General features: G+C 61.7%; 13 protein-coding genes. 8 read left to right on the forward strand and 5 right to left on the reverse strand.

Features of this window, described 5'->3' with window-relative positions; translation table 11 throughout:
- Positions 1 to 43: 43 nt before the first annotated feature.
- Together J3474_RS11040 and J3474_RS11045 are read right to left on the reverse strand one after the other, a co-directional pair.
- The gene (locus tag J3474_RS11040; protein ID WP_207094214.1) at positions 44 to 835 is read right to left on the reverse strand and encodes an enoyl-CoA hydratase/isomerase family protein; all 792 of its coding nucleotides are present in this window, start codon (positions 833 to 835) and stop codon (positions 44 to 46) included.
- A complete protein-coding gene (locus tag J3474_RS11045) occupies positions 832 to 1713 on the reverse strand; it encodes an SMP-30/gluconolactonase/LRE family protein (protein ID WP_207094215.1) in 882 nt (293 codons plus the stop codon). Before J3474_RS11045 ends, J3474_RS11040 begins: the two co-directional genes overlap by 4 nt.
- A 190-nt stretch (positions 1714 to 1903) precedes the next feature.
- Between J3474_RS11045 and J3474_RS11050 the strand changes: the two genes are divergently transcribed.
- The 7 genes from J3474_RS11050 (at position 1904) to J3474_RS11080 (ending at position 8087) form a co-directional block, all read left to right on the forward strand.
- The gene (locus tag J3474_RS11050; RefSeq protein ID WP_207094216.1) at positions 1904 to 2542 is read left to right on the forward strand and encodes a TetR/AcrR family transcriptional regulator; all 639 of its coding nucleotides are present in this window, start codon (positions 1904 to 1906) and stop codon (positions 2540 to 2542) included.
- Between the two features lie 286 nt (positions 2543 to 2828).
- The gene (locus tag J3474_RS11055; protein ID WP_242528349.1) at positions 2829 to 4202 is read left to right on the forward strand and encodes an aromatic ring-hydroxylating dioxygenase subunit alpha; all 1374 of its coding nucleotides are present in this window, start codon (positions 2829 to 2831) and stop codon (positions 4200 to 4202) included.
- Positions 4199 to 4693, forward strand: coding sequence for a VOC family protein (locus tag J3474_RS11060; RefSeq protein ID WP_207094217.1), 495 nt, complete (start codon positions 4199 to 4201; stop codon positions 4691 to 4693). The genes J3474_RS11055 and J3474_RS11060 overlap by 4 nt, the downstream gene beginning before the upstream one ends.
- A 33-nt stretch (positions 4694 to 4726) precedes the next feature.
- Entirely contained in the window at positions 4727 to 5554 is an 828-nt protein-coding gene (locus J3474_RS11065) for an SDR family NAD(P)-dependent oxidoreductase (protein ID WP_207094218.1), read from the forward strand.
- A gap of 173 nt (positions 5555 to 5727) precedes the next feature.
- Positions 5728 to 6894: an acyltransferase gene (locus tag J3474_RS11070; RefSeq protein ID WP_207094219.1), complete on the forward strand. Its 1167-nt coding sequence runs from the start codon at positions 5728 to 5730 to the stop codon at positions 6892 to 6894.
- Positions 6891 to 7157, forward strand: coding sequence for a hypothetical protein (locus J3474_RS11075; RefSeq protein WP_207094220.1), 267 nt, complete (start codon positions 6891 to 6893; stop codon positions 7155 to 7157). The genes J3474_RS11070 and J3474_RS11075 overlap by 4 nt, the downstream gene beginning before the upstream one ends.
- Positions 7158 to 7208: 51 nt before the next feature.
- The gene (locus J3474_RS11080; protein WP_207094221.1) at positions 7209 to 8087 is read left to right on the forward strand and encodes a Rossmann-like and DUF2520 domain-containing protein; all 879 of its coding nucleotides are present in this window, start codon (positions 7209 to 7211) and stop codon (positions 8085 to 8087) included.
- Positions 8088 to 8165: 78 nt separating this feature from the next.
- Here the strand turns inward: J3474_RS11080 and J3474_RS11085 are convergent, their stop codons facing one another.
- The 3 genes from J3474_RS11085 to J3474_RS11095 all read right to left on the reverse strand — a co-directional run bounded on the left by J3474_RS11085 (position 8166) and on the right by J3474_RS11095 (position 11737).
- Positions 8166 to 8798, reverse strand: a complete 633-nt coding sequence (locus J3474_RS11085) for a d(CMP) kinase (protein ID WP_207094222.1) — start codon at positions 8796 to 8798, stop codon at positions 8166 to 8168.
- Between the two features lie 129 nt (positions 8799 to 8927).
- Entirely contained in the window at positions 8928 to 10442 is a 1515-nt protein-coding gene (locus tag J3474_RS11090) for a peptidase S10 (RefSeq protein WP_242528350.1), read from the reverse strand.
- A gap of 8 nt (positions 10443 to 10450) precedes the next feature.
- Positions 10451 to 11737, reverse strand: a complete 1287-nt coding sequence (locus tag J3474_RS11095; RefSeq protein ID WP_242528351.1) for an aminotransferase class V-fold PLP-dependent enzyme — start codon at positions 11735 to 11737, stop codon at positions 10451 to 10453.
- A gap of 271 nt (positions 11738 to 12008) precedes the next feature.
- Between J3474_RS11095 and J3474_RS11100 the strand changes: the two genes are divergently transcribed.
- Entirely contained in the window at positions 12009 to 13391 is a 1383-nt protein-coding gene (locus tag J3474_RS11100; protein WP_242528352.1) for a peptidase S10, read from the forward strand.
- Positions 13392 to 13415 lie beyond the last annotated feature (24 nt).

Below are 13415 nucleotides of genomic sequence, written 5' to 3' on the forward strand. Positions count from 1 at the left end.
TACCAGTCCGGCGTGTTCGAAACCGTCGGCTGACCTACGCGCCCTAGCGCCCTCTGAACCTGGGCTCGCGTTTCTCGGCGAAGGCCTGGCAAGCTTCCCTGAAGTCCTCGGTCCCGAGAGCAAGGCACTGGACGTGGTTCTCCAGTTCCAGTGCCGCATCAAGGCCGGGCGCATCGATGTTGGCACGCATGACCTGCTTGGTGTGCTTGATGGCATAGGGACTGTTTGCCGCAATCTGACCCGCGACATGCAGAGCAGCTTCCATCAACTCCACTTCGCCCGCCAGCCTTGTCACCAGACCTATGGCATGGGCTTCGGCGGCATCCACCGCACGGCCGGTCAGCATCAGTTCGTAGGCGCGCCCTCCTCCGATCAGGCGCGGCAGGTGGTAACTGATGCCGCATTCCCCGGCACTGAGCGCCACCTTCACTGCGCCGACAAGAAACCTCGCACCCGGACCGGCGACCCGCACGTCCGCCGCCAGAGCAAGCCCCATACCGGCCCCCACCGCCGCGCCGTTGATCGCCGCGACCACCGGGAAACGGGCACCAGCGACATCCCTCATCAGATCTGCGAACTTCTCCTGAAGGTCCATGTTCTCGATCGGCCCCTGGGGCGCGTCATCGCCCAGCAGCACTTCCTTGAGATCGAGGCCCGCGCAGAACGCCTTGCCCCGCGCCGCAAGGATGACGACGCGTACATCTCGATCGTCATTCAATTGCGCAAGGGAGGAACGCAGGCGCGCGACCATTGGCAAGGTCAGCGCATTGGCTGCCTGCGGGCGATCCAGACTGACGATGGCAATGCCATCTTCGCGCTTTTCGACTTCGATCACAGCCCAGCCTCCAGACCCTTGAGCCGGGTCAGGGGACCTGGAAGCCCCGGCACATCGACTTTCAATTCCAGAACGGCCCCTGCCTGGGGAACATTCGCATTGCCCCCGGTCGAAATGACGAGGCGCGACGGATCGCTTGCGCCAAAATCGATGCTGACGATGTGAGGATAGGGGAATCTCAGCGCCTTGAGGCAGATACGCTCGGGCGAATAATGCAGCAATCGTCCCGTGCTCCAGCAAGCTACCCAGAGATTGCCTTCGGCATCGACGACAAGACCGTCGCTGTCCTCGATTTCGATGAACAGTTCGCCATCGCCCGGCACGCCGTCAGCCGCGAGGGGATAGCGCCAGATTCCGCGCATGGTTTCTGAATGGTAGAGCCACTTCCCGCATGGACTAGCGGCAATCCCGTTGGAAGCGTAGACGTCGCGTCGCAGAACCGTGATCTCGCCGCTCGCCGCCATGTGAAAGAACTGGCCCGGCGAGGGTGCCTCCCCTTTTTCCAGGGCAGAGACGAAATCTATGGTTCCGGCATAGAAGCCGCCCCTGCCGTCACCCTCCATGTCGTTGACGGCGATGACGGGCTGCCCCTCGATACTGGAGACAAGCGAACGCGTTCGGCCAGTCTCCGCCTCGAGGGCCACGATACCGCCCCGCCCGCTGCACAAAACGAGGCCGGATTCGTCGAACAGTATCCCGCCAACCCACTGCCTGCCCGGCAGCATCTCTTCGACGTCAGAACCCCTTCGCCTGCGATAGACGCCTTTGCCGGTCAGGTCTGCAAACCAGATGTCCCCCTCCGGCGACACCCGGGGGCCTTCGACGAATTCGAAGCCCTGCGCGATCAATTCGAAATCGGTGACTTGTATTGTCTGCATGTCTCTCTCCCGAATGACCTTATCCCTGACCCGCAAACCGCTTGCACTTCGCGAATGTGTCAGGTCGCCGCCTTTTCCCTCGACGCTGGTCAAGGCGGCTTTGCCCGGCTAGGTCCCTTGCGTGACCTTGCACCGCGTATCCGACCCCCCGTTTGGCTTCATTGCCTTTGAGCAGGACCCCGTCCGCTGGATGGAAAGCAGCGAGATTTTCACCAAGCCCCAGCAGCAGCGCAGCCGGGATTCGCTCAGCCGCATCGTGACCTCGGCCGTGACACTGTTCTCGGACTCCGGATTCGATGCCACGCGCGTATCCGATATTGCCAAGCATGCGCGCGTCCCGGTCGGAACCGTCTACCAGCATTTCGCCGACAAGGAGGCCTTGCTGACCGCGATAGTATCGGGATACCGAACTTGCCGGATGCGTGAGATCAGCGAACTTTGCACCTCTGCCGAAGCGCTTGCCGCAAGCCCACGAGAGCTGATCGGATTGCACCTCGACATCGTCTTCAGTGCCTTCACCGTCGATTCCGGACTGCTGCGCCTGATCGAGCGCAGACGGCTGGAAGACCCGAACGTGCACAAGGACCAGAGCAGCGCCAACGAAATCGTCGCGAGCCTGATTGCCGACCGTCTCGTCGAGAAAATGCCCGAGCGCGATGCCGCGCAATTGCGCAGACAGGTACTTTACCTCCATTCGATCATCCGAGGCGCCGTGGTCTGGTCGGTCTTGCCGGCAGGTGGCGAACTGGGCGAGGGTCTGAAAGTAACCGATACGGCCTTTGCTGAAGAGGCGTTCAAGATGTCGCTGCGGTATCTGGGCATAGAGTAATAACGGCGCCCCGCGTACCTCGCTTCCTGACTTGCTGCCGCTGCAGCGCAGGCAAAATTCCCGCTTCGCCCGAAATTCCATTCAAGAAGGCACGCGCGCTGGATCGAGCTCGGGGCGCAGTTCTGACGGTAGAGTGAGCAGATCAACTCGACCGTACTGGCTTTCCGGCCCCGCCCTATCCTTTTGCCTTGTTGACCCAAGCCGCCCCTACCCTCATTCTCCGCTCAAACAGAACATGAGTTCATATTCATTTTTGTAGCTTTACTCTTGGGAGAGGACAAGGCTCATGAACGATATCCAGAAGATCATGCGCGATCGCTATCCGGGCAATACTTGGGCCGACGTAGCAAAGCGTGACGGAGAATTGCCCGAGGTTCTCGCAAAACAGTCGAATCCGAAGCAGAACCTGCGCGACATACCATTCGCGCGTTACACCGATCCCGACTTCTTCGACCTCGAGATGGAGCGCATGTGGAAGCGCGTCTGGCAATTCGCCTGCCGCGAAGAGCATGTCGCGGAAGTCGGCGATTATTTCGTCTACGACATCGGTCGCATGTCAGTCCTCATCGTTCGCAGTGATAATGGGTTGAAGGCCTATTACAATTCCTGTCTCCACCGCGGGACCAAGCTCAAGGCGTCCGGCTCCTGCGGCTGGTCTGCCAATATCACCTGCCCGTTTCACAACTGGCAGTGGAACCTCGACGGCTCACTGAAAGCCATTCCCTGCGAATTCGAATTTCCCCAGGTCGAGCGCGAGCGAGCAGGTCTCGTCGAGGTCCAGGTTGCGAGCTGGAACGGGATGGTCTTCATCAACTTCGATCCCGAAGCCACGGCACTGGTCGACTACCTCGAGGTCCTGCCGGAGCACTTCAGGAACTGGGATCTCACCGGCTGGTATGTGGCAACCCATGTGCGCAAGCACCTGCCAGGCAACTGGAAGTTGTCAATGGAGGCCTTCATGGAGGCCTACCACACCCCTTACGTTCACCCGGAGATGACGAACGTGGTGGGCGACCACAACATGCAGCACGACATCTTCTCCGACCACGTAAGCCGCGATTTGTGCGCGATGGCATCCCCCAGCCCTACCTCCAAGCAGCAGATGAGCCAGCAGGAACTGCTCGATACCATGCTGGTCGGCGACGGCAAGATGGTGGGTGATCGCGCGCAAGTGCCCGAAGGCAAGACCGCCCGCTGGGTCATGGCGCAGCAACTTCGCGAGCAGATGCTGGACAAGTACGGCCTCGACTACTCGCACCATTCCGTGCCGGAGATGATCGACTCGCTGAAGTATCACGTCTTCCCGAACATTCTCATCTATCCGGCACCGGGCCTGTGCCTGGTCCAGCAGTTCAGACCGGACGGCTACGACCGCGACCGCTCCACCTTTGACCAGTATGTCCTGCATCCCAAACCGCGCGACGGAAACTATGAAGTCGCCGAAGTCGAGGTCATCGGCGAGGAAGAGAGCTTCACTGTCGTCGAGACCATGGACGCATTTCTGGCGAGCGTTCTCGATCAGGATACCGACATCATGCGCTGGCAGCGCGAAGGCATGTACGCCAGCGGCAAGGGCGCCGAGACCCTGTCGATCTATCAGGAATCGCGCATTCGCCATCTTCACGATACGCTCGACAAGTACCTGGAGGGCCGGAAATGAAAGAGCATCTCCAAGCCGTCCATCACGTCTCACTTTCGGTCCCCGACATAGACCTTGCCCGCAAATTCTACATCGACCTGCTGGGCGCGAAAGAGATCTCCACGGCCGAGTGGGAACCGGGCAATGCATGGATCGACGCCATCGTCGGACTGGACCGCTCCTCGGCAAAGTCGTTCATGGCACGCCTGAAAAACATCAACATTGAAGTCTTCGAATATCTCCACCCCAAGTCACCGCCAGTCGATGCGAACCGCCCCGTCAACGTAAACGGCTACACCCACATCGGGTTGCAGGTGGACGACATCCAGGCGGTCTACGAAAAAATGGTCGAGGCGGGGCTGACCTTTCACACGCCGCCGGATCTCTCAACGATCTCGCTCGACGAGAACGGGAAGAAGGTCGGATACGCAGCCACTTACGGGCGCGACTACTTCGGCAACATTTTCGAAATCATGGAAATACACGAAAACGACAACGTCGAGCCGATCTGAGCCGGCGCGATAACAGCAAATCGGGAGAGAAGAATGGACCTCGAGCTCAAGGGCAAGAAGGTAATCGTCAGCGCGGCCACCCGCGGCATCGGGCGCAAGATTGTCGAGCAGTTCCTCGACGAGGGCGCGATAGTCTCATTCTGCGGACGGCGTGCGCGTTCGGTGGAGAATAATCCCAGCGATGAAAGCGTGTTTGCCAACCCGCTCCACGGTGACGGCGTGGAAGATGCCGCGGCCGCCTTGTCCTCGCGCGGCGAGGTCTATGGATCAGTGGTGGACTGCGGTTACTACGACCAGGTCACCCAGTGGGTGGAAAAGGCCGCCGCGGACATGGGCGGGATCGACATCGTCGTCTCGAACGCCAGCGCGCTGGGCGGCATACCGCGCAGCCGAAAGGGTTGGGATATCAATTACAACGTAGACCTGATGTCGGCCGTTGCAATGTTCGATACGGCGCTGCCGCACATGCAAGCCGCCGGCGGCGGCGCCTTCGTGCAGATGTCGACGATCACGGCTATAGAGAACCACGCTTTCGGGGAATCCGGCTTGAGTTATGGCGCGATGAAAGCGGCGCTGATCAACTACACGCACCAGCTTTCGATCGACTACATGAAAGACGGCATTCGCTGTAACTGCGTCTGCCCCGGACCGGTCTACATCCCAGATGGCAGCTGGGGTTTCCTCGAAAAGGAAATGCCCGAATATTACGAGGCGAACCGCACGAAACATCCGGCCGGACGATTCGGCCGCCCCGACGAAATCGCCGATGCCGTCCTGTTCCTCGCCTCTGCTCGCGCTTCCTGGATTACCGGTGTGAACCTCACGGTCGACGGTGGCTTCACGCGAAACGTGAAGTACTGAACACCAGTCGTCACCTGCTATTTTCATGGATATGCAAGTCGAAGCTCAAGTTGAAAAGCACGGGCACCTCACCCTATTTCCCGGTCGTCGCACCAGATTTCAGTAGCAATTCGCGGCCAACTGGCTTTCTTGCGACAAGTGGAAAGCCGGGATTGGATGAATTGTACGCACGAATGCATGATACTCGCCCTGTCGACAGGTACGGCTCGCACGCTGTCCTTAGCCACGATGCAATTTCCATTGCCCGGGTCATCTGCATCCTCGGCGTGATCTACGTTCATGCCTGGACCGGGCTGGGCGGTCATGATCTCGAGCTGGCTCGCGGAACCGCGCAGGAAAACCTGCGCTGGTTCCTGATGGAAACCTTCGGACGCAGTGCAGTGCCCCTGCTCGGGCTGATTTCGGGTTGGCTGGTTGCTGGCTCGTCCAGAACGCGAAGCTGGACGGCGCATATCGAACGCAAGGCGCGCACGATCCTTGTGCCGATGATCGCATGGAACCTGATTGCGCTTGTTCTGGTCTGCGGAACGGCCTGGCTGTTCACCCTTCCCGCGCCGACGCCGCCTTCGGTGGGCTGGGTTGTCGAGGAAATCTTCATCCTCACCCGAAATCCCGACGTCAATGTGCAGATGCCGTTCCTGCGCGACCTGTTCGTGTGCATGGCCATGGCGCCGCTGCTAGTGCGCATGAACGGGCGGTCGCTTGGACTGGTCATCGCGCTGGCTGCAGCAGGCCAGGTGTTCGGATTGGGCGCGCCCGTAATCCTGCGCCCGGCCATTCTTGTATTTTTCGGCCTCGGGATTGTCGCAAGACGCGCCGGCCTCGCCGAACGCGCGGCGGCGTGGCCACTCGGCCTGGCCATTGCCCCCTTCGCAGTCCTCCTGCCGGTTCAGCTCTGGTTGGCAGCGGCGCCCGACATGCCCCGTACTGGCATCTTGATCGCCAGCTTCGACCTTGCGATGCGCGTCACGGCGTCGCTGTTCTTCTGGCGTCTGGCATGGGCCCTTGCGAAGTCGCCCGCCCGCACACTGCTTTTGAAGATCGAGCCTTTCGCTTTCCTCATTTTCTGCGGACACCTGATTTTCATGTGGCTGGCCGGCCCGCTGCTTGGTCAGGTCTTCGGAAAGCTAGGGGCGCCAGCATATCCGGTTTACCTGCTGCTGCAGCCGCTCATGGTTCTCGCCTGCACCATCGCCATCGGACGGTTCCTGCAACGGTATGCGCCGGGCCTCGCCGGGATACTGAGCGGAGGGCGGCTCAAGACGCGCAAGCCGGCTGCTGCACCGCCCCTTCCTGCCGTGGCACCGCCAGAACCGGCAAGCCCCGCCCATACGGGGTGAGAGCCGACCTGCCTGATACGATGTTCAACCTGCAGGCTTACAGTTCCCCGGCTTCGCCGAACACGATCGCCCGTTACCGCAATACCGAAGCCGCCTTTGCCATCACGCGCGCTTCGCAGCCCCTGCCCGCTAGCGACCTGCCCAACCTCCAATGGGCCTACAAGCCAGACAGCGAGGGACCCTCCATCGAAGTGGCTGCACTGGGAGCCGGCCGCAAGGGAACGCCGCGCCTTGCCCATCTGGCCCTCGGCTGGGACTTCTAGCACCGCAATCTCCTCTCGCATTCACGGCCTCGAGGCTGGTACAGCCGAGACATGACGGGCATTTCTGCAAATAGCCGGATAGGCGTTATCGGGACGGGACGCGTCGCCCAGGCGTTGGCACTCGGCCTCGGCAAAGCCACCTCATCACCGCCGCTGATCTGGGGCCGCTCGGCCGCCGGGCGCGAGGAGGCCATTTCGCGGGTCGGACGAAAGGCGAGTGCCAGCGAGAACATGAGCGATCTCATCGAGGCATGCGACATCATCGCCATAGCCGTTTCCGACGATGCTGTCGCCCCCGTGGTCAAGCAGATGGCATCGCTCATCCCTGCCGAACACACGCCTTTCGTCTTCCATGTCAGCGGACGCAGCGGTGCAGCCGTACTCGACTCCCTGCGCGAGAAGGGTGCGCTCACCGCAGCTATTCACCCGGCCATGACCTTCACCGGAAATCCGCTCGAGGAAGTAACGCGAATGTCAGGCGCCTATTTCGCAATCACCGGATCGAGCGACAGCGCCTGGGAAACGGCAAGGCAGATCGTCGCCGGTCTGGGCGGTGTGACGGCCGAAATCACCGAGGACCGACGCGCGCTCTATCACGCAGGCTTGTGCCATGCAGCCAATCACCTCGTGACCCTGCTGTCCGGTTCCTCCCGGATACTGTCCGCCGCGGGAGTCGAGGAACCCAACGCCATGTTGGCCCCGTTGGCCCGTGCGGCGCTGGAGAACAGCCTTGCTCGCGGGTTCGATGCGCTTTCCGGTCCGGTGCTGAGGGGCGACCGCGAAACGATCGGGCGGCACATGACGGCCCTTGCCGATCAATGCCCGCAGGTCCTGCCTGCCTATCGCGCCATGGCCCTTGCGACACTGAACGAACTGGAGGCGGAAGGAGCGCCAATTCCGCTTGGCGGGGTCCGCGCAGAACTCAGCTGAAGCACAGCCCGCTCCCGTTCCGCGCAAGGCAAAAGGTCTTCGCTCAATTCCGTCTCGAGCTGGCCTGCCACAAGATACTCAATGCAGCTGCGGGCGGCGACCGTTACGGATGAGGCCGATTGCAGTCGAGATCGCTTCGCGCGGCGCAAGGCCCGAGGTGTCGATCAGTATGGCATCGCGGCACATTCGCAAGGGCGCCTGGGCGCGGCTCTCATCCCGAAAATCCCGAGCCGTGACTTCGGTAGCCAGTTCCTTGAGCTCGATTGGGTATTCCATTTCAAGCAGTTCATTGAAGCGGTGGCGCAGGCGTATGTCGGGGTTGGCGGTGACGAAGATCTTCGCATCGGCATCGGGTGCGATGACTGTGGCGATATCGCGGCCTTCAAGAACGGCGCCACCCTTCCTGTGGGCAAAGACCCACTGGCGTTGGAACAGCGCCTGCCGAACAGAGGGGAAAACCGCCACGCGACTGGCAAGGTCCGCCACCAGTTCCGAGCGCAAGTGCGGTTCACCCAGCAGACCCATGGGGAAATCGCAGGCCGCCAGCGCGTCGTCCTCGTCATCGACGCGGCCCCCATTCAGGATGACCTGCCGCGCAACGGCTCGGTAATGCAAACCGGTCTTGAGGTAAGGTACCTGGAAATGCCAGGCGAGCCCCCTGGCGATCGAACCCTTTCCCGATCCGATAGGACCATCAACGGCGATAAGCATGACTACTTCGCCTCCTGACTGTTCTTACACAATCAAGATGGGATCTTCAGCAGGCTTTGCAATGGCAACCCCTATCGGCGCGAGGCATCGCCCAGACTGCACGGTCAGGCTAGCCAGGAAACCTGCCTATCAGGATCTTCCGAGCGTTTGGGCCCATATTCGCATGTCAGCGGCAAGGCGCGCCAGTTCACTCTCGTCCTCGAATACCGAATGCCCTGCGGCATAGGCCTTCGAGGTACGCCTGCCCGGACCGATCCCGGCATGATCGAGCGCAAACAGGCCTGCCGCGATTGGCGTAGTAATGTCGTAGTATCCTCCAACTGTCATCAGCTTGAGGCTGGGCTTGGCCTCCATCGCCTTGGCCAGATAGGGCGCGAAGCGCACGGTCCTGTAGACTTCGCCCCTCCCCCAATTCCACTTGAAGTTGATGCCGAGGTTGAGCGTGCGATACGGGCTCGGCAGCGCATAGCCGAGCCGATCTTCGATATACTCGGAAATGAGGCTGCCGGTCTCTGCGCCCAATGTCATCGACGGATCGTCGAAAGGGGGATGCATGTTGGACTCGGCGATGGCCCGCTTGGCCCGACCGTCGAGCTGGCCTGTGCGCAAACCCTTGTCGGCCAGCAGTCCGAGCATGAACTCCTGCCTGTCGAGTTGCAGTCCGTCCCGTTCGAACTTCGATGCGGGCAGGCCGATAAAGCTCGACATGCGCTGCGCGACGCGCGCACGTTCCGCAGGGTCAAGCGATGCGCCCGCTATCAGGGCCTTGGCATAGTCGCCTTCCGCAAAGGCCCGGACCCGCGCGAACTGTTCTTGGATCGAGCGCCCCTGGCGGTCGACGGCGCCATGATACCAGGCAACCGCGGCCAGGGTCGGCAGCAGAGTGACGTCCGAGACGATCGGCCCGTTACTGTCTCCGATCGAGAGGGACAGGAGCGCCACGCCATCAGGCAAGGGCAGGTCGGCTTGGCTCTGGGCATTGAGCATGGCGAGGGCCCGCGCGGTCCCGTAGCTCTCGCCCACGAGTGCGAAAGGAGAACCGGTGCGCCCGTTGGCCACGCGCCAACGCTGCACCACATCGGCTACGGCCCGAGCATCGCCATCGACGGAAAGCAGGCTCGTCGCATCGACGCCCTTGATCGGCATGCTGGTTCCGGTGCCGGGCGGATCGATGAAGACGAGGTCGGCGACATCGAGCAGGCTGAAGGGGTTGTTCGCTAGGCGAGGCTTGGCGCCTTCCTTCTCGACGATACGCATGGGCCCGAAGGCCGAAAGGTGCAGCGGAGAGGACGAGGCTCCCGGGCCGCCGTTGAAGATGAACAGCACGGGACGTTCGGCCTTTTGCCCGACATTGTGCGCAACATAGGCATAAGTAACCAGGACAGCAGCCTTCTCGCCCTTGTCGTTGGCAACCGGGCTTTCCGTGACGATCGCATCGTAGCGTACCGAACGGCCACCGAATTCGCCCTGGTGGTGCGTCGTCACGATACGTGCGCTCGGCGCGTCGCGCTCCACCATTGCTTCCATGGCCTTGAGGAAGACGGGCGGCATCGGCAGGCTCTCGTCCTGCGCACTGACGGATGCCGAGGAGATCATGGCAAGGCTCAGCGCAAGCACGCTCGCTCGCAGGGTCCTGAAATGCATAGGGCTGGTTATTCCGGTTTCTGAATGGGCAAGGCGTCGATGAGGCGTTCGATGTCGTCCATGGAATTGAACCAGGAAGGACAGACGCGAAAGCGATTGCGGCTCAACGTGATGTGCAAGCCCGCCTGCTCGAGCGGCTCGGACAGGCGCTTGTAGGCATCCGGCAGGACACAGGTGAACAAGGGGCTGCGGCATTCCGGAGGCGTTGCGACGCGATAGCCCTTGCGTGGCAGGGTCTCGTGAAGCCGCTGCAGCATCGGCTGTCGATGTGCCATGATCCGGTCCGTGCCCAGTTCGAGCAGCCGCGCCAACGACCAGTCGAGCTGGGCCATGACGCCGTGCGAGCGGGTTCCCATCGCGAACATGCCTTCGGCGTCGGCGCGCGGAGCCATGTCTGCGACATTGTCGCCCGCGCTGTCGTATGGGTAGACGTGCGACCTGAAACGCTCGAGCTGGTAATAACCGAAGCGCGGACGCTTGAGGTCCTTCAGGCGGTCGGGGCGAACATAGAGAAAGCCAAGCCCGAAATCGCCCATGAGCCACTTGTAGCTGGCACTGGCCGCGAAATCGACGCCGCTCTCCCGCACGTCGATGGGCACCGTGCCCGCGGCATGGATGATATCGGCATAGACCATGGCGCCATGGGCATGAGCGATTTCACAGATGCGGGCCAGGTCGTGTTCGAAGCCGTTGTAGGTCGACACGAGCGAAAGACTGACGAGGCGGGTACCGGGCCCGATTGCCCTTTCGTAGGCATCAGGATCGATCCGGCCGTCCACAGGCCTGATCCAGCGCACATCGACCCCTTGCGCGGCAAGCTGCTCATACAGCCAGAAAGAGCCGAAGAAGTGAAGCGTGTCGGTCACCACGCTGCCGCCTGCCGCGGGCAGATCCAGGGCTTCGACGACAAGTTGCTCGCCCGCCGTCGTACTCTGAACGAAAGCGAGATCCTCCGGCGCTGCATTGATCAATCGCGCGAAGGCGGTCTTGACCCGGCCTTCCACTTCTTCGGTCGGCCATGATCGCGTCTCGGTACGCGCGGTGAGGTAGGTATCGAGCAACGCCTTCGCGGGCAACGGCACCGGATGCATCGTGCCGGAATCGAGGTAGATCTTCTCCATCGGCGCAAACTCTCCGGAGCGCGCCAGCGAAGCGGTTGCCGATGCCAGGGGCGAAACGCTTGCAGCCGACAAGGCTTCACCCGCCAGCAAAGGACCAAGCGGCAGCATTGCCGAGCCGCGCAGGACGTTCCTGCGGGACAGTTTGGATTGCTGCGAATCAGGGCGCTCGATCATTTCCACATCCTACGGAAAGATTTGCGCATAAGAATTGCGCATTTTAGCCCCCACCACTGTATTGGATAACCGAAAACCAGAGTGACGTGTGTACCTTAAGGTCCATTCGCGCATAAAATTGCCGTCCCACTGGCGCTAGTCTGGCGAGACAATCTGCTGCAAGGGATCAGCCATGCCCGTCAAATCATCTCGCATCCTGACCATGTCCCTGGCCTTGGGGGGCCTTGCAGCGTGTCAACACCTCGCGCCACTGCGAAGTGACGCTGGACAGGTGACGCCGTCATGCCCGGGCGATGCAACGCAAACCGAAAGCACCCTCGCGCTCGCAGACGGCCCGCTAGGATATACGGCCTGCGCCGGAACGATCCGCATCACCGACAGACAGGATGGGGCGCTGGCAGACCTGTTCTACACGGCCTATCTGCTCCCGCATGACAAGGCAGGACAGCGCCCGATCGCCTTCGTCTGGAACGGTGGTCCCGGAGCGGATTCGCGGCTTCTGCAGTTCGACGCCCTTGGTCCCAGAACCTTGGAAAATGGCAGGATGATCGACAATGCCGACAGCCCCTTGCCCGCGGCCGATCTTGTATTTCTCGATCCCGCCGGAACCGGTTTCAGCCGCGCCAGTTCCGACGAAGCAGCCAGGACGCTCTATTCGACGACCGGTGACATCGCCGCGACCGCACAATTCATCCGTCGCTTCCTCGCATCCCAGGGTCGTACCGGCTCGCCACTCTATCTCGTTGGCGAGAGTTTCGGCACCTGGCGGGCTTCCGCCGTTGCCGAGGCGCTTGTGCAGGTCGGGCAACCGGTTGCCGGCATCGCGCTGATCTCCGGCGGCATTCCCATGGGCGAGGAGCGGGACCGGGCCCTGATGCGAGCACTCACCCTGCCCAACCGCACGGCGACCGCCCTTGCCCTCGGCAAACTCGATGCGCGCTTGTCCGCCGATCCCGCCTCCGCCCTCGCCAGTTCCGAACAGTGGGCACGGGAAGTCTGGTACCCCGCCCTCGCCGCCCCGCAATCGCTAACCGCTTCGCAGCGGCAGGCAGTCGTGACCGGGCTTGCCCATTACATGGGCATTGCGCCGGACCGGATCGACACGGCTACACTATGGGTTTCACCACGCGACTTTCGCCAGGGCCTGCTCGCCGACGAGGGCAAGACCCTGGGTATATTCGACATGCGCAAAACCGTGTCCAAAGAAGAAAAGTCAGGCAGCCATGCGGTGATTGCCTACTATCGCCAGAGGTTGGGATACCGCGATGGCAAGTATGCCGGTATCGAAGTTCCCGAACTGCCGGTCGGCGGAAACTGGCAGTACGACCAGGCCCCGATCACGAAGGAGTCCCTCTCCCGCGCCATGGCAGGCGAAGGTCCACCCAGCCCATCGCAGCCTTGGGTCCTGCGCGCGCTGGAACTGGCACCTGCCATGCGCGTGTTCGTCGCCACCGGCCTCTACGATTCGCTAAACGGATGCGCGGCCAACAGCGAGGCGGCCAACCGATTTGCCCCGCCACTGGCAAGGCGCGTGGACACCCACTGCTACCGCGGCGGGCACATGATGTACGAGGACCCCACAGAGAAGGTGCAATTTGCGAATGACCTCAAATCGTTCCTCTCCAATGCGGGCAATGTCCAAAATGTGGAATAAAAATTTCTCCAAGGCCCGGATAGC

The sequence above is a fragment of the Novosphingobium sp. PY1 genome (assembly GCF_017312445.1).
Classification (GTDB): Bacteria; Pseudomonadota; Alphaproteobacteria; order Sphingomonadales; family Sphingomonadaceae; genus Novosphingobium.

Bases quoted from the DNA above. Each gene is read 5' to 3' on its own strand.
- J3474_RS11045 (WP_207094215.1), bottom strand. From the start codon at position 1,713: ATGCAGACAATACAAGTCACCGATTTCGAATTGATCGCGCAGGGCTTC.
- J3474_RS11095 (WP_242528351.1), bottom strand. From the start codon at position 11,737: ATGATCGAGCGCCCTGATTCGCAGCAATCCAAACTGTCCCGCAGGAAC.
- J3474_RS11055 (WP_242528349.1), top strand. From the start codon at position 2,829: ATGAACGATATCCAGAAGATCATGCGCGATCGCTATCCGGGCAATACT.
- J3474_RS11065 (WP_207094218.1), top strand. From the start codon at position 4,727: ATGGACCTCGAGCTCAAGGGCAAGAAGGTAATCGTCAGCGCGGCCACC.
- J3474_RS11050 (WP_207094216.1), top strand. From the start codon at position 1,904: ATGGAAAGCAGCGAGATTTTCACCAAGCCCCAGCAGCAGCGCAGCCGG.
- J3474_RS11070 (WP_207094219.1), top strand. From the start codon at position 5,728: ATGCATGATACTCGCCCTGTCGACAGGTACGGCTCGCACGCTGTCCTT.
- J3474_RS11080 (WP_207094221.1), top strand. From the start codon at position 7,209: ATGACGGGCATTTCTGCAAATAGCCGGATAGGCGTTATCGGGACGGGA.
- J3474_RS11060 (WP_207094217.1), top strand. From the start codon at position 4,199: ATGAAAGAGCATCTCCAAGCCGTCCATCACGTCTCACTTTCGGTCCCC.
- J3474_RS11085 (WP_207094222.1), bottom strand. From the start codon at position 8,798: ATGCTTATCGCCGTTGATGGTCCTATCGGATCGGGAAAGGGTTCGATC.
- J3474_RS11090 (WP_242528350.1), bottom strand. From the start codon at position 10,442: ATGCATTTCAGGACCCTGCGAGCGAGCGTGCTTGCGCTGAGCCTTGCC.